Consider the following 19,020-nt stretch of genomic DNA (forward strand, 5'->3'; position numbering starts at 1 on the left):
GAGTTCGCTGCTTCCTTGGACATCGAGGGAACGGTGAAGGACCGGCGGCCCGCTCAATGCGGGGCGGGCGCGGGTGGGTTCAGACAAGGCTGGCCTCCGTACTGTGGGTCGTGGTGGAAACAGGGCCGCCGCCAGTGGCTGACATCGCCTCATCGTTGGCCGTGAAGAAGCGGTCACAGAGCCACCCCGTGACATAAAGCCATGCGCCAACGCCGAAGAACGGAATCAGCCCCGGAACCGACCGGCATACGAACAGGGCGGCCGCTGTGACGAACAAGAGAATCACAGTTCCCGCCAGATGGCGCATCGCAAAGCGTGAGGACATCAGGAAGTACTGCGGAATGGAAAGCTCGTAGCGGGCGAACAAGGGGAACAGGTAGCAGACTGTGCCGGCGGCAAACAGGGCCGCCATGAGGATTCCAGCGGAAGCGATCTGCGAGCCAAAGTCCCAGCCTGCAGAGAAGTAGCCCCAGTTCAGGGTCAGGGCAATGCCCACCGCAATCAGGGGCAAGCCCAAGGCGTTGCCCTTGCCGAAGTTGCTGAAGTACTCCTTCGCGAAGCGCCGCATCAACGGCGCGGCATCTCCCCGTACCTTGTTGCGGACCAGGACGTGGGCCGCAGCGGTGCTGGGGCCGATTCCCAGGACAACTCCACCGAGGACAGTGAAGGCAATCCACAACACATTCAGGCAAGCTATCCAGACGAGTGTGTCGAAGAGCGTGTACGCACGGAATCCAAATCCACCCGAGGCCATGGCACTCCCCCTTTCTCCATCGTTGCAGAACAGGCCCGCGTGACCATGGATGGCGATTGCTGAGGAGTCTCATAGCAGCCGCTGCAGCCGGTCAGTTGGGGTCGGCCCATGTGGGCCGCATCACTAAGCAAACGCTTTCCCGTCAACTTAGACGCTGGGCAAGGGTGGAGTCAAGATCATTCTTGAATCGTTACATTAGCCGTGAAGCCGCGCTACACTGGGCGGGAGCCGGAACTGGGAAAGCGCTTGCTGGGTATAGCCTGAACCCGCCGGATACTTACATGAACACCCTGACGACGGCGTCACCGCCTTCGTTGCAGCGCCAGCCGAGGAGAGCCATGGACACCCCTTCCATCGAGTCCATCACCAGCCCGCGCGGGGCCGCACCGTCGCCCGCGCCGGTACCCGCACCCCGGACCGCTCCCGCCAGGATTGCCCTGGTAGGAGTCCACGGCTTCGGAGCACACCACCTCCACAACCTTCATAGGCTGAGCGCGCAGGGAGCGGTGGAACTCGTTGCCGTGGCGGACCCAAATCCCCCGTCCGCCGGTGCGTTGCCCGCGACAACTGCTGTCCATGCCACCCTCGATGACCTGCTGGCCGGCGATCACCACCCGGAGGTGATCATCGTGGCTACTCCGATCCAGACCCACGCCCCGTTGGCTTTGTCCGTCCTCGCATCCCACTCCCACCTCTACCTGGAAAAGCCCCCGGTAGCCTCCATGAAGGACTTCCGCCGACTCAAGGAGGCCGCAACCGCAGCCGGACGCAGCGTACAGATCGGTTTCCAGAGTCTGGGTTCCCATGCATTGGCCGCTTTGGAGCAGCTGGCCAACGGCGAAGCCACGAAGGAACTTCCCGGCATCGGCACGCTCAAGGGCATCTCCGCTACCGGCCGCTGGGTCCGCGACCGCGCCTACTACAAGCGCTCGCGCTGGGCGGGCAAACGCAGCCTCGACGGAGTGGACGTGGTGGACGGCGTCGCCACCAATCCATTGGCCCACGCGATTGCCACTGCCCTCCGCATCGCCGGAGCCCGCCAGGCAGAAGACCTGGCATCGGTGGACACGGACCTCTATCGCGCCAACGACATTGAAGCGGACGATACCTCCGTGATCCGCATGAAGACCGTCAACGGACTGCCCATCACCTGCGCCCTCACGTTGTGCGCCACCGAATCCGTGGAACCGTACGTCACGCTTCACGGCACCGAGGGAACAGCGGTGTTCCATTACACCGAAGACCGTGTCACGGTCCGCACAGAAGCAGCTGAAACCACCCATGTCTTCGGGCGGGACGATCTGACCGAGAACCTGCTCCAGCACCTGAGCCAGGGCACCGCCTTGCTCAGCCCCTTGGATCACAGTGGCGCTTTCATGCGCGTCCTGGAAGCCATCCGGACAGCCGCGGCTCCTGCCGTGATTCCCTCGGAATTCCTGACCTGGGTGGGATCCGGCGATCAAGCCCATGCAGTGATCCCCCGCATTGAGGACATCCTGGAACGGGCCACCTTGTCCCATGCAACGTTCTCCGAACTCGGCCTGCCGTGGGCGCGACCAGCCGCGGCGGGCTCCGAGGCTCTCTTCGCCCCCGCTGCGGATTCTGAGGGTGCCGGTGATGGAGATCCCAAGGAAGAAGCTCCTACTGCCATCTTCCGCAATGGAAGCGGGCTCAACACGGCGTTGTCGCCGCGGCCTTACCTTCATCCGGTGACCACCCGCGGCGGCATCGTGGTGACAGACCACCTTGCTTCGGACCACGTGTGGCATCTCGGCGCCGGATTCGCGCTGCAGGACGTCAACGGCAGCAACTTCTGGGGTGGACGCAGTTATCGCCGGTCCGCAGGAAAATACGTGGATCTGAACGACCACGGCAGAATCGAGGTCACCGCAATCACCCAGGGCCCGGAGCACTCCACAGCGGACCTCCACTGGCTGGCCGCCGACGGCGGCTTGCTCCTGGAGGAACGTCGCTCGTTCCGTCGTTCGCTCATCACCCCACGAACGTGGCGGCTGGACATCACAACGGAACTCACCGCCGTCGTGGATGCCTCGCTGGGTAGTCCTGGCTCGCACGGTGCCGCGGGAAGTGGCTACGGCGGCTTCTTCTGGAGGCTTCCTGCCAATGCCTCTCCGCGCGTGTTCTCCTCCACAGCCGAGGGCGAACCCGCCGTACATGGTTCAGTGACGCCGTGGCTGGCGTGGACCGGAGAGTTCGACGGCGGCCCGGCCACGTTGGTGTTTGGCGCACCTTCCGAGTCCCCGGACCCATGGTTTGTGCGATGCAGCGGCTACCCGGCCGTGGGTTCGGCGCTGGCGTGGGACTCCGCCGTGGAGTTGGCTGCGGGCGAAGCACTGACCCGTTCCATCGCGGTGTGGATCAGTGACGGAATACTCGGCACCCCTGACATCGAGGACTTGGTGTCGGCTCGATGATTTCCAACGCCCCGGCATCACCACTCCTCGCGACGAGCCTCACGGTGGAGGGCCGGACGCATTGCCTGATGGCCCCGGCACGGCCCAGGTTCGCCTGGCTGCTGGATGCCGGTCCTTCCGCAGACACGCGGCAATCGTTCCAAGCCTCGTACCGAATCCGGGTGATGGACCGCGGCGGAACACAGGTGTGGGATTCGGGCACTGTGGTCACAGACCAGCAGCACCACCAGTCCTCCACAAGCCCCGAAAACAGCCCCAACCTCAGCCCTGACAGTGACTACCAGTGGACCGTCCAGGTCACGGACTCCACCGGTGCTGTGGGTGAGCCGGGCGCTCCGGCATGTTTCAGCACAGGGCTCGCCGAATCGGGAACCAGCGGTTGGAACGCCGAGTGGATCCATCGTGCCCCGGGAGGCCGCGCGCCACTGGAAATGGTGGAAGGGTTGCTGCGTGTGAGCGGCTCGCCACATCTTCCCTGGCCTGTATCAGCCAGCGGCAGCACGGTGATCGCCGCCCGCTTCCGCTTGCGTCTTGGTACTGCCGGGATTCTCCTCCGCAGCGAAGGACCCGGAACCGGGCTGCTGCTGGAAATGAAACCCAACAGTACAGCCGTCCTCCGGCAGGCTCCCGCCTGGGAGATCGGCGCCATGGCTGCGCCCGCCACGGAGGCACTGGCTGAAACCCCGGACTTTGGGGCAACCGCTGTTTCACGGGCGGGTGCCACTCCCCACGACGGCTGGCAGGACCTGGTGGTCACCGACGACGGGCAGCGCATCACCGTCACCATTGACGGCGCCACGGCCTTGGACTCGGACGTTGAAAACACCGGGGGCACGGGCATCGCCTTCCACCAAGGACCACGGAGCCAGGCCGAATACCTCTCCCTTGATGTCCGGAGTGACGGGAAGACCCTCCTCAGCAGCGACTTCACGGCCCCTGGCTCCCTGGCAGGCTGGACCAACACCACGCCCCTCCGCCAGCCCGACGAATGGACCCTTGCCAAGGCAACCTGCAACCTCAAGCGTCCTGTGGTCCGTGCCCGCCTCTATGCTGCGGCGAGCCACCATGCCGCGTTCACCCTCAACGGCACTCCTTGCCTGGAGACCACCAACTTCGGCTACCCGGGCGAACACTTCTACAACGCCGCCGACGTCACGGAGACACTGCAGTCGGGCGGCAGCGCCACCCTGACCGCCGTCGCGCATTGGTACGGTCCGGGCCAGGGCCGGGCGGCCGTCCGCCCGGGTGTGCTGGCCCAACTGACGGTGGAGTACGACGACGGCACGCGCGACGTATTCGGATCCGGGCCGGGGTGGCTGGTGGCCGAGGGGCCCTACCGCCAGAGCGGGTACCGCAACGATGAAGGCGACCCGGTAGAGCACTTCGATGCGACTGCGTGGCCGGCCCCGGAAGGCTGGCACCCGGCGCTCTCGCTCGGGGTCCACCCAGTCCCGGATTTCCCGGCCCTCAGCCCCAACCACGCAAGCGTCGCTCGGAACCATGCCCCCGCCGTCGCCATTTTCACGGCCGCGGACGGCACACCGGTGGCGGACTTCGGCGCAGTGATCCCCGGGCGCCCGGTTGTGGAGTTCCTCCGGGGCCGGCACGGGCGGACCGTGATGCTCCGTGCCGGGTACAACCTGCAGTCCGATGGCCGTGTGGACCCGGGAAAGACTCCCAGCCAAAACACGGACATGGCGTTCCCTTACACACAAAAGGACGGACCGCAGCGCTATGAGGCAGCGGTGCATCTAGGGTTCCGCTACCTCGAATTTCCCGGTGTGGGCATCGAGGACCTCGGTGCGGTGGGCGCAACGGTCATCCATGGCGAACACCCGGCCGAAGGCAGCTTCCACAGCTCCGACGCCACGCTGAACCGGGTCTTCACGCTCCTTCGCGACTCTGCGTTGCTGGGTGTGCAGGAACAGTTCGTGGACACGCCCACCCGCGAAAAGGGCCAATTCCTGGGCGACGCCGTGAACATCTCCTACGCCACCATGGCGTTGTTCGGTGAGCGTCATTTCACGGCCAAGGCTCTGCGCGAATTCGCGGGATCTGCCAGGCGCTACTGGGATTCGCCCGATCAGCGGGGCCGCTACAACGCGGTGTATCCCAACGGCGACGGCAAGCGCGACATCCCCGACTTCTCGCTCATGATGCCCGAATGGGTGGAGGACTACCACCGGCTCAGTGGGGATGACGCCCTGGTCCAGGAACTCCTCCCCTGCCTCCAGGACACGGCCGGTTACGTGCTCCGGTACATCCCCGCCAGTGGTCCCACCGCCGGGTTGGTCACCGAGCTTGGCGGCGGCGCGGGTCCGTACCTCCACGGCATCGTGGACTGGCCGGCACCGGGCCGCTTCGGCTACGACATGGACTGCGCGGCGCGCACCACGGTGAACGCCCAATCCTGGTCAGTGCTCGACGCCGTCAGCCGGCTCTGCGGGTCTGCAGGCCTTACACCCGAGGCCGCCCGGTACAGGAAAGCTGCGGATGGGTTGGCCGGGCACATCAACACCCGGCTTCGCGTGGACGGCGTGATGGTGGATGGTTTATACGCCGACGGCCGGCCGAGCCTGAATGCCTCACAGCATGCGACGTCGTACCCGTTATCGCTGGGCATTACCCCGACCGTGCACGCGGCCAAGGACGCCGAACGCATCGCCGGAATGGGCATGCGGCAAGGCCCCATGACGGTGCACCGGCTGTTCCGGGCGTTGCTTTCGCAGGGGCGCGTGGACGCTGTCCTGGATCTCCTGACGGAGCCAGGCCGGCCCGGCTGGGCACGCTTGCTGGAAGCCGGCGGGTCCTTCACCTGGGAGGCCTGGGAACTCGACGAGGGCAGCGACTACAGCCAGTCCCACGCTTGGTCTGCCTCCGTAATCCGGGAGATCCTGGAGTATCTCCTCGGTGTCCGGGTGACAGCGCCGGGAGCGTCCGCCGTCGTGATCCAACCGCCGGTGTGCCGTCTGGAAGGTGCCGCGGGCAGCGTGCCCACGCAGCGCGGAGCGGTTGCCGTTTCCTGGCAACGGACGGCCGACGGCATGGAACTGGAGTGCAACATTCCCGCAGGCGTAACGGCCCAGGTGGTCCTTCCCGACCGTACAGTTTCGGCCGGGCCCGGCACGTGGACCTTTGGCCCACGAGACGGGGTCTGACGTGGGCTAACCCAGCGCGCTCTTGGCTTCGTCCATGGCCTTCTTGGCAGCTTCTGCGGGTGACATCCGGTTGAAGTGCACTTCCAGTCCGTAGCGGCCAAAAGCCTCGACGGCGGAACTGGAACCTGCCGGAGGTACCGGCACTGCGTCTCCCAACTCGGAGGAGATCTCGTCAATGAACTTAGCCGTGGCTGCGTCTTCCGGTGTCAGCTTGGGCAGGACTGCTGCGCGGACCTCCGAGTTGCCCGGGATACCGCGGTCAGCGAGGGCAACTTCGCCGGCCTCCACATTGTTGGCCAGGAAATCGATGAACTTCTGCACCTCGGCCGGGTGCTTGGTGCGGGAACTCGCCGACCAGAACTGTGAGGACTTGTAGAACTGCTTGGCACTGGCGGCGCTGCCGTCAGTGCTCGGTGGCCGGTGGATCTCCAAAGGCTGGCCGGAGGCTTTGGTCAGGGCGCTCAGTTGGTTGGACCAATACCAAGCGAGCCCGAACCTGTTGGTAGCCAGGCCCTGCTGGTCCACGGAAGCGGTGGCGTCCTCGGTCATCACCGAGGCGGGCGGCACGGCCTTGGAATCGCGGAGTTCGGCCTGGTATTCGTACCAGCCCGTCAGGTCGCCCTCGTCAAAGCCGAACTTGCCGTCGGAGGTAAAGAGCGACTTGCCGTGCTGACGGAACCAGAGATTCATGGGAGCGTCGCCGCTGACGGCTCCGGAACCATAGACGCCGCTCTTGCTGCCTTCGGTGATGGCGGCCGCCGTCTTGTTGTATTCGTCCCAGGTCCAGGTCTTGTCATCGGGCAACGTGACACCGCTGGCCGACAGGAGCGATGGGTTGGCCAGAACTACCTGGGCGTTCACGCCGGCAGTGACGGCATACTGCTTGCCTTCAACCTTGCCTGCGTCTGCAACGGCAGCATCGAACTTGCCCAGGTCTACGTCCTTCAGTTCCAGGAGGGCGCCGCGCTCGGCGTACTCGCCCAAGTAAGCGGCATCCATTTGAATGATGTCCGGGGCGTCCTGCGAGGCAACCTGCGTAGCGAGCTTGTCCCAGTAGCCGGACCAGTCGCCGTATTCGCCCTTGACCTTGATGGTGGGATTCCGGGCCTCGAAAGCGTCAATAAGTTTTTGGGTCATCTTGTGGCGGACGTCCGAGCCCCACCAGCTGAAGCGCAGGGTGACTGTGCCATCGGGGGCGGACTGCGGCGAGCTCCCGCAGCCTGTCATGGTGATGGCTATAACGGCCGCGGCTGCTGCAGCTTTGAGCGCGAACTTCTTTGTTGCACGGATCGACATCTGGGGTCCTTGTCTTGGCAGGGGAATCTTGCAGATGCACGTCGGAGAAAACGCTTTCTCAGCCTAGGTGTGCTTTACGTCACCCGTCAAGGAACTTTTGTGTGTTGATCTCAAACGTTCACAAATCCGCTCATCGCGGGGAACGGGCTCATCGCCGGCGTCGTGAGCAGCTCCACAGCACGAAACCAATCACAGCGGCCGAGGCCATACCCAACGCACCGGTCACTACCAATCCGGTACGGACGCCAAAATCCTCCGTCAGCCATCCCGCCAGCAAACCACCCAGCGCGTGCCCACCCAGAAGCAACGGGAAGTAGAGGGCCAGGACCCTGCCACGAACGCTGGCGCCAGCCTCCAACTGGACGGCGGTAGCTGCGCTTGTGAGGAACAGCAGCGTCATGAAGCCCACCACAATGAGCATCACCACAAACGATTCCTGTGTAGGCATCACGGCGGCCAGCAGTTGCGTCAGGCCGAACAGCCCGGCACTGGCCACAATGCCCTTGCGGCCAAAGCGCTTGATCCGGGTGGCCACCAACGCACCCGCCAAGGCCCCCAGGGCGCTGACTGTGTTGAAGAGGCCGAAACCAGCAGGACCGCTGTGCCACACCTGGTCCGCGAAGGCCGCCAGGACCACGGGTCCGTTCATGCCGAAAGCGCCCAGCAAACCTGCCAGCAGCATGGTCAGGAGTAACGGCGGACGCTCCCGGACAAAGCGGAAACCTGCCAGGATCCGGCCCCGCCGCGGCTCGTGCCCACCGATCTCGGGTGAGTCGTGGAGCTCGCCTGGCCGGATGGACACGATCATCACCAGGACGGCCATTCCCAAGCCGGCATTGGCAGCGAACGCCGCGGCCGGACCTGCCTGGGCAATGACCACGCCGGCAAGTGCGGGTCCAACCATGGCACCCAGTTGGCTAACGGCGCTGTTCAGGCCGATGGCTGCGGGGAGTCCGGTATCGCCCACCACCTCGTTGACGAACACCTGCCGCGCTGGTCCGTCGATGGCACTGGTGATGCCCAAGGCGATGCAGGAGGCGTAGACCACCCAGACGTCGGTACCACCGGTGGCGTTCCACACGGCCAGCCCGGCAGCCAGCAAGACGGCGACGGACTGGCAGGCAAGGAGGATGCGTCGTTTGGGGAAGAGATCCACCAGCACACCACTGATGGGCCCCACCACCAGCATGGGAAGGAACTGCAACGCCACGGCCAGGCCCACCGCCGCCGGGCTCCCCGTGAGCTGGAGAACCAGCCAGTCCTGCGCCAGCCTTTGCATCCACACTCCGCCGCTTCCCACCAGGGAGAGTGCCACGAAGATCCTGTAATTGTGGTGGCGCAGCGGGTAGTGCCAGGTCTCTGTGGAGCGTGTCCGTGGGGCGGATGCTTCGTTTGTCGTGGTGGATTTGGGGCGCAGTGGGAACGGGCGCGGCGACACGGGGTGGACTGCTCGATTCAGCGGGTTGGGTGGTTAACTTCGGTGTGAGCGGATCTTGATGGCTGCTGCTGCCAGGACCAGGGTCCCGGGAACGATCACGAACAACGCCTGCAACATCCAGACAAAGACGACCGTCATGAAGAGGGCGGCGAGCAACAGCAAGGAACCGCTCCAGTCACGCACCGAGTCATCTTTGGCGCTGGAGTAGGCAGCGGCCCAGCGTTGCCGGCCCGGTACTTCAGCAGGCTGCAGGCCTGCATCGCCGTCCCAGTTCACGCCACCGCTCCAGTTGGCCGCGGTGCGGAGCAGGAGAACCGCCCCGGCCGCGGCCAGTATCAGCGTGGCCGGAAGGATAACGGCGCGGCCAGGAAGTTGACCCACCAGGGCGAGCAACAGGTTCAGGACAATCACGACGGCGGCTGCCGCCGTCGTGATGCCAAACTTCCAACTGCCGGGAAGCGCGCGACGGAAATTGCCCCACAAGCTGCGGAGGGAATCGTCCCTGCCGCTGAGGTGCCTTTCCAGGTGCGCGACGCCGGCCGCGTAAGCAGCCGGCGCCGTCACCAAGGGGACGGACAAGAGGAGCACGATGACCCCCGCCAGGATGGTCTCGGCGAAGAGGGCAAAGCGGTTGACCGGAATTCCCGGCTTCCCCGATGACGTGCCAGTGGCATTCATAGTGCTCATTTTTCAGTATTCTCTTCCGTGTCCGTCAGCCTTTAAGGCCTTGTGTTGATACGCCTTCTACGATGTAGCGCTGGAAGACGAGGAAGAAGACCAGGACCGGGAGGAGCGCCAGGACGGACATGGCGATCATGGCCCCGTAGTCCGAGGACTGGGTCTGGTCCACAAAGAGCCGCAGCGCCAGCGGCAGCGGGTACTTTTCGGGGGTGTTCAGGTAGAGCAGCGGGCCCAGGAAGTCGTTCCAGCTCCAGATGAAGGAGAAGATCGAGGTGGAGATCAGGGCCGGTTTCATCAGCGGAAGCATGATGGAGCCGAAGATGCGGACGTGTCCGGCGCCGTCGATGCGTGCCGCCTCATCCAGTTCGGCCGGGAGCCCGCGCATGAACTGGACCATGAGGAAGACGAAGAATGCGTCAGCGGCGAGGAACTTGCCGATCAGCAGCGGCACGTACGTGTCCACCAGGCCAAGCTGCTGGAACACGATGTACTGCGGGATGATCACCACGTGGAAGGGCAGCAGCAAGGTAGCGATCATCATGCCGAAGAACAGTCCGCGGCCGGGGAAGTTGATCCGGGCGAACGCGTAGGCGGAGATGGACGCCGAGAGCACGGTACCCACCACTGCGCCAACGGCCAGGATCAGGGAATTGGTGAAGAACGTCAAGGTGGAGACCCCACCTATGCCTTCCATGGCCGTGACGAAGTTATCGAAGCTGAAGTTGGCTGACCACAACGCGTTGTTGGCGCCGCCGATCTCGGAGTTCGGCTTGAAGGACGCGGAGATCATCCACAGTGCCGGGTAGAGGACCATCGCCACCAAGGCCAAGGCAACGACGTGGAAGATGGTGCTCTTGATCCGCTTGACCGTGGTGGACTCGGACTTCGGGTTGTAGACCGGTGCCGTTGAGGGCTTCGTGGGTGCGGGCTGGGTGGGGGTTGCCATGGTTGTCACTTTGCATCACCGCTGTAGTGGACCCAGGACTTGGAGGTCTTGAAGAAGATCAGCGTGATGATGCCGACCACGATCACCAGGAGCCAGGCCATGGCCGAGGCGTAGCCCATCCGGAAATCGGAGAAACCGCGCAAGTACAGGTAGAGGGTGTAGAAGAGGGTGGAGCCTGCCGGGCCGCCTTCACCGTTGGAGATGATGTAGGCCGAGGCGAAGATCTGGAACGCGTGGATGGTTTCCATGAGCAGGTTGAAGAAGATCACCGGGGAAAGCATGGGCCAGGTGATGTTCATGAACTTCCGTACCGGGCCGGCACCGTCCATCGACGCTGCCTCATACAGGTCCGTGGGGATTTGCTTCAGGCCGGCCAGGAAGATCACCATGGGGGCGCCAAACTGCCAGACGGTCAGCAGGATCATCATGCCCATGGTCATGTTGGGGTTACCCACCCAACCGCCGAGGTTGATCCCGAAAAAGGACAAGCCCTGGTCCACTGGGCCGGAATCGCCGAACATGGCCTTCCAGACGATCGCGATGGATACCGAAGCACCGATCAGTGACGGCGCATAGAACGCGGACCGGTAGAAACCCTGGCCCTTGCGTTTGCTGTTGAGCAGCATCGCGATCGCCAACGCCGCCGCGAGCTTGAGTGGGGTTCCGAAGACCACATATTGCATGGTCACGCCCACCGACTGCAGGAACCGTTCGTCCTGGAAGAGGGTGAGGTAGTTATCGAAACCGATCCACTTGGGGGCATCGAAGAGGTTGTAGTTGGTGAAGGACAGGTACAGCGAGGAAATCATCGGCCCCACGGTCAGGGCGATGAATCCCAGCAGCCAGGGCAAAAGGAAGGTGTAACCGGCGCGGGTGTCCGCCCCACGCCGCCGCGATTTGCGCGGCGGCGTGGGAGCGGAGGCGGCACGCCTGCTCAGGGTTGGGCTTTGCGTCACGAGAATAGTCCGTCAGTTGTGAAGGCCGGATCAGACACAGAAGGTCTGCTTAGGCGTTCTGCTTGATAAGGTCTTCGGCTTCCTTGAACCACGCATCAGCTGCGCCGTCCACGGTCAACTTGCCGTAGTTCAGGTCCTGCGTGACCCGCTTGAACGTGGACTCCAGGGTGCCGAAACCAACAATGGGCGGCTCCGGGGCATCCTTGAGGTACTTCTCGATGGACTTCTCGTAGTCCACCACCAGCTTGTCCGTGCCTTCGAACGTGGTGCCATCGCGCTGGGTCTTCGACGCCGGGACACCGCGGGAGGTCTTGAAGATCTGGCCCACCTCCGGATCGTTGACCATGAAGTCGATGAAGCGGGCAGCGGCGTCCTTGTTCTTGGTTTTCGCGCTGGCCACCATCAACATGGAGGGCTTGAGGAACAGGCCCAGGTTGTCGGGGTCGTCCGACGGAACAGGAACGAGCTTGAGTTCCTTCGCGCCACTGTCCGCGAGGTAGCCGGCCATGAAGTTGTCCCACGTGACTTCCGTTGCCGTGACGTTGGAGCCGAACGGGGACTTGGGCAGCAACTGGGTTGCCTTGTCCTCGCCCACAATCGCCGCGGTGCCGCGCAGGTCACCGGTCAGGTTCCACCACTTCTTCAGATCATCCTTGGAGAAGCCGAGCTTGCCGTCCTCGGTGAACGCCTGGATGTTGTTCTGGCGCAACCAGATGTTGAAGTTCCACCAAATTCCGGTGTAGTCGGTGCCGCCAAACAGGGTGCCGTTGCCCTTGGCGCCGACCTCGGCCAGGAAGGCGTTGAACTCTTTGTAGTTCCAGGATCCATCCGGCTCCGCGATGCCCAGGGAAGCGAGCTTGGCGGGATCGTAGTAGACCGCGAAAGCGTTGGTGCTGGTGGGGATGCCGTAGGTCTTGCCGCGGATCTGGCCCGAGGGAAGGAGGGACTTGTCGAATGCGTCCGTGTTGATCTTTACCGTGCCCAAGTCAAGGAGCTGGTTCCGCTGGCCGTAATCACGCAGGTAGGACAGGTCCCACTGCATCACGTCCGGCAAGCCGCCGCCGGCAGCTTCGGTTGCGCGCTTCTGCCAGTAGCCGGCGAAGTCGGAGAAATTGCCGTTGACCTTGACGTCCGGGTTCTTGGACTCGAACAGGGCAATGGCCTTGCGGGTACGTTCTGCACGGTCATCGTTGCCCCACCACGTGTACGTGATGGTCACGGGGTTCTCCGCCGAGCCAGTCTGGGCCGGCGATGAGGACTGGCCGCACGCGGCCAGGAACGCGGCAGATGCAGTGCCGAGAGCCACCGTACCCAGGAATTTCCTTCTATCGATCATGAGAGCCTCCTTGCTCAGTTGGTGCAAGCTTGTCGAGTTCTCTACAACGTGGCAGTGATCTCGCTTACACTCGTTCTGAATCGATACAATATCCCTAATTGCGAATCTGGGCAAGCGTTTTCCAAAGAACCTGTTTGCCGGTGATTTCATCGGTACGCTGCTCTTATACGCACCAGCGACAGCAGAGACCCAAACCGCCACCATGATGAAGGAGTCCCCTTGACCTCCCCCGAAAACACCGGCAGTCCATCTGTCTGGAACAGCATCAACGGCCTCGCCTACGGTGGCGACTACAACCCTGAGCAGTGGCCCATGGACATCCGGCTTGAAGACGTCGAGCTGATGAAGGAAGCCGGCGTGAACTTCCTGAGCGTCGCCATCTTCTCCTGGGGCCTTCTGGAACCTACCGAAGGCAACTACGATTTCGGCTGGCTGGACGATGTCCTGGACAACCTCCATGGAGCCGGGATCAAGGTGGCGCTCGCCACCGCCACCGCTTCTCCCCCGGCCTGGCTTGCCCGCAAGTACCCCGAGATCCTGCCTGTCACCTCGGAAGGAGTGCGGCTGGAACGTGGCTCCCGACGCCACTACACGCCGTCGTCGGCTGTCTACCGCAAGTACGCCACCGCCATCACGCGGGTTATCGCTGAGCGGTATAAGGACCACCCCGCCCTGGCGCTGTGGCACGTGGACAACGAACTAGGCTGCCACGTTGGCGAGTTCCACGGCGAAGAAGACGCCGCTGCTTTCCGGGCTTGGCTGGAACGCCGCTACGGCTCCATCGAGGCCCTGAACGAGGCGTGGGGAACAGCGTTCTGGTCCCAGCACTACGCTTCCTTCGAGGACATCATCCCGCCGGGCGCAGCACCCACCACGCTCAACCCGGGCCAGCAACTGGATTTTGCCCGCTTCAACTCGTGGGTGTTCATGGACTACTACCGCGAACTGCTGGCCGTGCTCCGCCAGGTCACCCCGGCCATCCCGGCCACCACCAACTTCATGGTTTCCAGCGCCACCAAAACCCTGGACTACTTTGACTGGTCCAAGGACATGGACGTAATTGCCAACGACCATTACCTGGTGGCCGCGGACCCGGAGCGCGAAATCGAGCTTGCGTTCAGCGCAGACCTCACCCGTGGCGTAGCAGGCGGCCAGCCATGGATCCTCATGGAACACTCGACGTCGGCGGTGAACTGGCAGCCGCACAACCAGCCCAAGATGCCCGGCGAAATGCTCCGCAACTCACTTGCCCACGTGGCGCGAGGTGCCGATGCCGTGATGTTCTTCCAGTGGCGGCAAAGCAAGGCCGGCTCGGAGAAATTCCACTCGGCCATGGTCCCCCACGGTGGCCGCGACACCCAGGTGTGGCGCAACGTGGTGGACCTTGGCGAGGCACTGGCCAAGCTGGAACCCGTCAAAGGTTCGCGGGTGGAATCCCGAGTGGCGATCGTGTTCGATTACGAGGCCTGGTGGGCGTCGGAGCTGGACTCGCACCCCAACAATTCCCTGAAATACCTCGATACGATGCGGGCGTTCCACCGCTCCCTGTTCCTCCGCGGAATCACTGCGGACTTCGTCCACCCTTCAGCGGACCTCGCAGGCTACGACCTCATCCTCGTCTGCACCTTGTACTCCGTGACGGACCAGGCCGCTGCCTCGATTTCCTCCGCCGCGGAACGTGGCGCCACGGTCCTCATCAGTTACTTCAGCGGCATCGTCGATGAGCGCGACCACGTCCGTTTGGGCGGCTACCCCGGCGCTTTCCGTGACTTGCTGGGCATCCGCAGCGAGGAATTCCACCCGCTGTTCCCCGGCACCACGGTCACGTTGAACGATGGAACTGCTGGCTCTGTGTGGAGCGAGCACGTACACGTTGCGGGGTCCGCCGGCGCTTCGGCGGAGGTCCTGGCGACCTTCACCGACTACCCGCTCGACGGCGTCCCGGCACTGACGCGCCGATCCGTCGGAACCGGTTCGGCCTGGTACCTCGCCACACTCCCGGATGCCGCCGGCATCGATGCCCTGACCGCTCGGCTGGTGGACGAAGCGGGGGTGACGGCCGCGGCCGAGGCCACTGCCGGCGTCGAACTTTCCCGCCGGCGCGCCGACGACGGCCGCAGCTTCCTGTTCGCCATCAACCACAGCCGGGAAGACGTCACGGTCAAGGCCGACGGCGCCGAACTGCTCAGCGGATTGCGCTTCACCGGCGTCGTCCCCGCCGGAGCCGTGGCCGTCATCGCGGAAGACTGACCCAAAAGCAGGTGGCGCGCACGAAAAACCGCGCCCCGGCCGGATCACGAATGATCCGTCCGGGGCGCGGTTGTTTTCTGAGGAAAGCTAACTGATGGCGGACTTCATTTCATCCACAGCCTTCTTGCCGGCCTCTTCAGTGGAGAGCCTGTTGAACAGGACCTCCGAGGTGTAGCGTTTGATGATTTCCTGGATGGCGCCTGCACCCTTCGGCGGTGCTGCCGGGGCGTCGCCAAGTTCTCCCTTGATCCCGTCGATGAAGCTGACAACCTTGACGTCGGCCTTGGCCAGCTTGGGGGCGATGGCCTCACGGACCTCGGAGTTCGGGTACACGCCGCGGTCTGCCAGCAGTGCCTCGCCGGCCTTGACGTTGTTGGTCAGGAAGTCGATGAACTTGGCAGTCTCTTCCGGGTGCTTGGTGCGCGATGATGCGGACCAGAACTGGGAAGCCTTGTACCAGAGCTTGGCGTCTTCCGCCTTGCCCGTTTTGGACGGGAAACGCAGGATCTGGAGTTCGCCGCCGGCAGCCTTCTCGAGTGCCGGGAGCTGGTTGGACCACCAGAAAGCCAGGCCGTTTTTGCCGGTAGCCAGGCCACTCTGGTCCAGCGGAGCGGCTTCGGCTTCAACAACCTCAGATGCCGACGGAACAGCCTTCTTCTCGCTGAGTTCCTTCAGGAAGCCCCACCATTCGGCGATGTCCGAAGGCTCAAAGCCCAGCTTGCCGTCCTCCGTGTAGAGGGACTTGCCGTTCTGGCGGAGCCATACTCCGAGGGAAGCTTCATCCGTGCCGTAAGCGGCGGCGCCGTAGGTGCCCTTGGGCGACTTGGCGGTGACCTCGGCGGCAACGCGCTCGAAGTCTTCCCAGGTCCAGGTCTTGTCGTCCGGAATGGCGACGCCCGCTGCCTGGAAGACTGCCGGGTTGGCCAGGATAGTCGCGGCGTTGATGCCTGCAGCGATGCCGGTCAGGCCCTTCTCGCCCTTGCCGGCTTCCAGCGCGGCTTCATCGAGCTTGGAGGTATCGATCTGGTACTTGGAGAGGTCCAACAGGGCACCGCGGGTGGAGTACTCGGTGATGTACTTCTCGTCCATCTGGATGATGTCGGGAGCATCGTTGGCTGCCACCTGGGTGGCCAGCTTGTCCCAGTAGCCGCTCCAGTCGCCGTACTCGGGCTTGATCTTGATGTTGGGGTTCTCCGCTTCGAAGGCTGCGATGGCCGCCTGGGTTACCTGGGCCCGCTTGTCACCGCCCCACCAAGCGAAGCGCAGCTCCACCTTGCCGTCGGCACTCTTGGCGTCCGATCCTCCGCCGCCGCCGCAAGCGGTGAGGGCGAGGACGGCTGCTGCGGTGGCAGCGACCAGCGCTGAGGCGCGAACTCTGCGCTTCCTGCGCTGGGCCGTGGGGGCCTGGGCTGTGGGAGCCGAAGCTGTTGCCCCTGCTCCGGGGGCGACTGCCTCACCTTTGGGATGTACCGGCACTGTTGTCTCCGATCTTCATTGATCCTGATGCGATTGGGAAAGCGTTTTCTTGCTGAGAATTATGATACAAGTCACAATCTTGTATTACAAGATGCAAACTTGTCTTAGGGGTTGAAGGGCGCGACGCCGGTACCCAGCATCGCCGGTGCGCATGACGACGGCGGTACGCACCGCCGTGGACCCCTGACCCGGGCGGCACCCACCACAAGGGGGGCGGCAACCGCCGCCCCCTTCAGGCGCTGCTCCTGGCCTATTTGATGCCGGTGGTGGCGATGCCCTTGATGAGGAACCGCTGGCCGAACAGGAAGACGAGGAACACGGGGAGCAGGGACACAATGGACATCGCGAAGAGCGATCCCCAACTGGTGGCCGACTGCGAGTCAACGAAGGCCCTGAGGGCCACAGGGACGGTAAACATGTCCGGGTCCGTCAGGTAGATGAGGGCTCCGAAGAAGTCGTTCCACGTCCAGATGAACGTAAAGATGGTGGTGGTGGCCAGGGCCGGGACCATCAGTGGCAGGATCACGCGGAGGAAGATCCTGGGGTGGCCGGCGCCGTCGATGCGCGCTGCTTCGTCGAGGTCCTTCGGAATACCGCGGATGAACTGGACCATAAGGAACACGAAGAACGCGTCCGTGGCCAGGAGCTTGGGCACGATCAGCGGCCAGAAGGTGTTCACCCAGCCGATCTGCGAGAAGAGGATGTACTGGGGCACAATCACCACGTGGAACGGGAGCATGATGGTCAGCAGCATGATGCCGAAGAAGATCTTCTTGCCGCTGAACTGCAGCCGGGCGAAAGCGTACGCCGCCATGGAGCAGGAGATCAGGTTGCCCAGGATGGAACCCAGGACCACGATTGCCGAGTTGACCATGTAGTGCCCGAACGGGTGCGTCAGCGCGGACCAGCCATCGGTGTAGTTGCTCATTTCCAGGTTTTCCAGCCAGAGGCCGGGTTCGCGGAAAATCAGATCGTTGGGCCGCAAGGAGGAAACCACCATCCACAGCAGCGGGTAGATCATCACACCACCCACGACGATCAGGATGGCGTGCTTGATCAGGCCTTTGATGCGGGCGCTGCGGCTGAAGGCGAGGCTGCCACGGGATTCGCGGCGGCGCGGGCTTTTTCCGGGCTTGCCGGCTTTGGCGTCGTCGGATGAAGCTGCGGGGAGGGTCTGGAGTTTAGTCATCGTAGAACACCCAATACTTTGAAGCGATGAAGTTGATGGCAGTAAAGACACCGATGATGACCAGCAAGAACCAGGCCATCGCTGAGGCGTAACCCATATCGAACTGGCCGAAGCCCTTTTGGTACAGGTAAAGGGTGAAGAACATGGTGGAGTCGGACGGGCCGCCGTTGCCGCCGGAGACGATGAACGCCTGGGTGAACGACTGGAACGAACCGATGATCTGCAGCACCAGGTTGAAGAAGATGATGGGGCTCAGCATCGGCAGGGTGATCCGCCAGAACTTCTGCAACGTGGTGGCACCATCAACTTCGGCCGCCTCGTAATACATCACGGGGATCTGTCGCAGGCCGGCCAGGAAGATGATCATGGGGCTGCCGAAGGTCCAGACGTGCAGCAGGATGATGGAGCCGAGGGCGGTGTTGGGGTCGGAGATCCAACCGGGGCCTTGGATGCCTGCCATCGCCAGCACCTGGTTGACCAGGCCGGTGGTGCCGAAGATCTGCTTCCACAGGATGGCAACGGCAACGGAGCCGCCCAGCAGGGAGGGCAAGTAGAAGATGGACCGGTAGAACGGAAGCCCGCGGAGACCCTTGTCCAGGACCAGTGCAATGATCAGCGCCACCGCCAACTGCAGCGGAACACCCACCAGCACGTACGTAAAGGTCACACCCAGCGAGTTGTGAAGCCGGGCATCGCCGAACATGCGGACGAAGTTATCCAGGCCCACCCATTCAGGCGGCTGCAGAAGGTTGTAGTCCGTGAAGGACAAGTACAACGACATCAACATGGGGCCAACAGTGATGGCCACCAAACCCACCAACCACGGCGAAAGGAAGATGTACGCGGCCTTGTTGTCGCGGCCGTTCGCCTTCTTCTCTTCCTTGGTCATGGGGCCCTTGCGGCGGGTCATCGTTGAGAGTTCGCCTATGGCGCTCATCGCTTCCCCCTCGCCGGCCCGCGAACGCCTTGCGGCGTCCCCGTGTGCAGTACAGCGGCCATGTGGTCTCCTTTGGTCATCGTGGCCATCCACGGACTTCGAGTCTGGTTGGTGCTTGCCTTCCGGGACGCCGACGCTCCGGCCCTTCCCCTTGAAGGACCGGGATGC

Annotated in this window: 13 protein-coding genes; 3 read left to right on the plus strand and 10 right to left on the minus strand. The window is 63.6% G+C overall.

What is annotated here, in order from left to right; translation table 11 throughout:
- Positions 1–79: 79 nt before the first annotated feature.
- Positions 80–754, minus strand: coding sequence for a DUF624 domain-containing protein (locus QEH68_RS16615; RefSeq protein ID WP_280623458.1), 675 nt, complete (start codon positions 752–754; stop codon positions 80–82).
- 338 nt (positions 755–1,092) lie between these two features.
- Between QEH68_RS16615 and QEH68_RS16620 the strand changes: the two genes are divergently transcribed.
- The gene (locus tag QEH68_RS16620) at positions 1,093–3,189 is read left to right on the plus strand and encodes a DUF6807 family protein (protein WP_280623459.1); all 2,097 of its coding nucleotides are present in this window, start codon (positions 1,093–1,095) and stop codon (positions 3,187–3,189) included.
- Positions 3,186–6,347 carry a family 78 glycoside hydrolase catalytic domain gene (locus QEH68_RS16625; protein WP_280623460.1) on the plus strand — a complete coding sequence of 1,054 codons (3,162 nt, stop codon included), beginning with the start codon at positions 3,186–3,188 and terminating at the stop codon, positions 6,345–6,347. Before QEH68_RS16620 ends, QEH68_RS16625 begins: the two co-directional genes overlap by 4 nt.
- Before the next feature lie 6 nt (positions 6,348–6,353).
- Here QEH68_RS16625 and QEH68_RS16630 read toward each other — a convergent pair whose 3' ends face one another.
- The 6 genes from QEH68_RS16630 to QEH68_RS16655 form a co-directional block, all read right to left on the minus strand.
- The gene (locus QEH68_RS16630; RefSeq protein WP_280623461.1) at positions 6,354–7,643 is read right to left on the minus strand and encodes an extracellular solute-binding protein; all 1,290 of its coding nucleotides are present in this window, start codon (positions 7,641–7,643) and stop codon (positions 6,354–6,356) included.
- A 148-nt stretch (positions 7,644–7,791) separates the two neighbouring features.
- A complete protein-coding gene (locus QEH68_RS16635) occupies positions 7,792–9,081 on the minus strand; it encodes an MFS transporter (RefSeq protein WP_280623462.1) in 1,290 nt (429 codons plus the stop codon).
- 33 nt (positions 9,082–9,114) lie between these two features.
- Positions 9,115–9,759 (minus strand): Poxvirus protein I5, encoded by a 645-nt coding sequence (locus QEH68_RS16640; RefSeq protein WP_207594506.1) that lies wholly within the window; start codon positions 9,757–9,759, stop codon positions 9,115–9,117.
- 34 nt (positions 9,760–9,793) lie between these two features.
- On the minus strand, positions 9,794–10,717 hold the full coding sequence (locus QEH68_RS16645; RefSeq protein WP_207594507.1) for a carbohydrate ABC transporter permease: 924 nt from the start codon (positions 10,715–10,717) through the stop codon (positions 9,794–9,796).
- A complete protein-coding gene (locus QEH68_RS16650; protein WP_280623463.1) occupies positions 10,714–11,664 on the minus strand; it encodes a sugar ABC transporter permease in 951 nt (316 codons plus the stop codon). Before QEH68_RS16650 ends, QEH68_RS16645 begins: the two co-directional genes overlap by 4 nt.
- Before the next feature lie 49 nt (positions 11,665–11,713).
- On the minus strand, positions 11,714–13,000 hold the full coding sequence (locus QEH68_RS16655) for an ABC transporter substrate-binding protein (RefSeq protein ID WP_207594509.1): 1,287 nt from the start codon (positions 12,998–13,000) through the stop codon (positions 11,714–11,716).
- A 219-nt stretch (positions 13,001–13,219) separates the two neighbouring features.
- On the opposite strand from QEH68_RS16655, the gene QEH68_RS16660 reads away from it, so the two are divergent.
- Complete coding sequence (locus QEH68_RS16660; protein ID WP_280623464.1) at positions 13,220–15,250, plus strand: beta-galactosidase; 2,031 nt, start codon at positions 13,220–13,222, stop codon at positions 15,248–15,250.
- 87 nt (positions 15,251–15,337) lie between these two features.
- Here the strand turns inward: QEH68_RS16660 and QEH68_RS16665 are convergent, their stop codons facing one another.
- The 3 genes from QEH68_RS16665 to QEH68_RS16675 all read right to left on the minus strand — a co-directional run bounded on the left by QEH68_RS16665 (position 15,338) and on the right by QEH68_RS16675 (position 18,852).
- Complete coding sequence (locus QEH68_RS16665; protein ID WP_280623465.1) at positions 15,338–16,726, minus strand: extracellular solute-binding protein; 1,389 nt, start codon at positions 16,724–16,726, stop codon at positions 15,338–15,340.
- Between the two features lie 250 nt (positions 16,727–16,976).
- The gene (locus QEH68_RS16670) at positions 16,977–17,915 is read right to left on the minus strand and encodes a carbohydrate ABC transporter permease (protein ID WP_207594512.1); all 939 of its coding nucleotides are present in this window, start codon (positions 17,913–17,915) and stop codon (positions 16,977–16,979) included.
- Positions 17,908–18,852, minus strand: a complete 945-nt coding sequence (locus tag QEH68_RS16675; protein ID WP_280623466.1) for a sugar ABC transporter permease — start codon at positions 18,850–18,852, stop codon at positions 17,908–17,910. The genes QEH68_RS16670 and QEH68_RS16675 overlap by 8 nt, the downstream gene beginning before the upstream one ends.
- Positions 18,853–19,020 lie beyond the last annotated feature (168 nt).

The organism is Paenarthrobacter sp. OM7, assembly GCF_029873575.1.
In the GTDB taxonomy this organism is placed as follows: domain Bacteria; phylum Actinomycetota; class Actinomycetes; order Actinomycetales; family Micrococcaceae; genus Arthrobacter.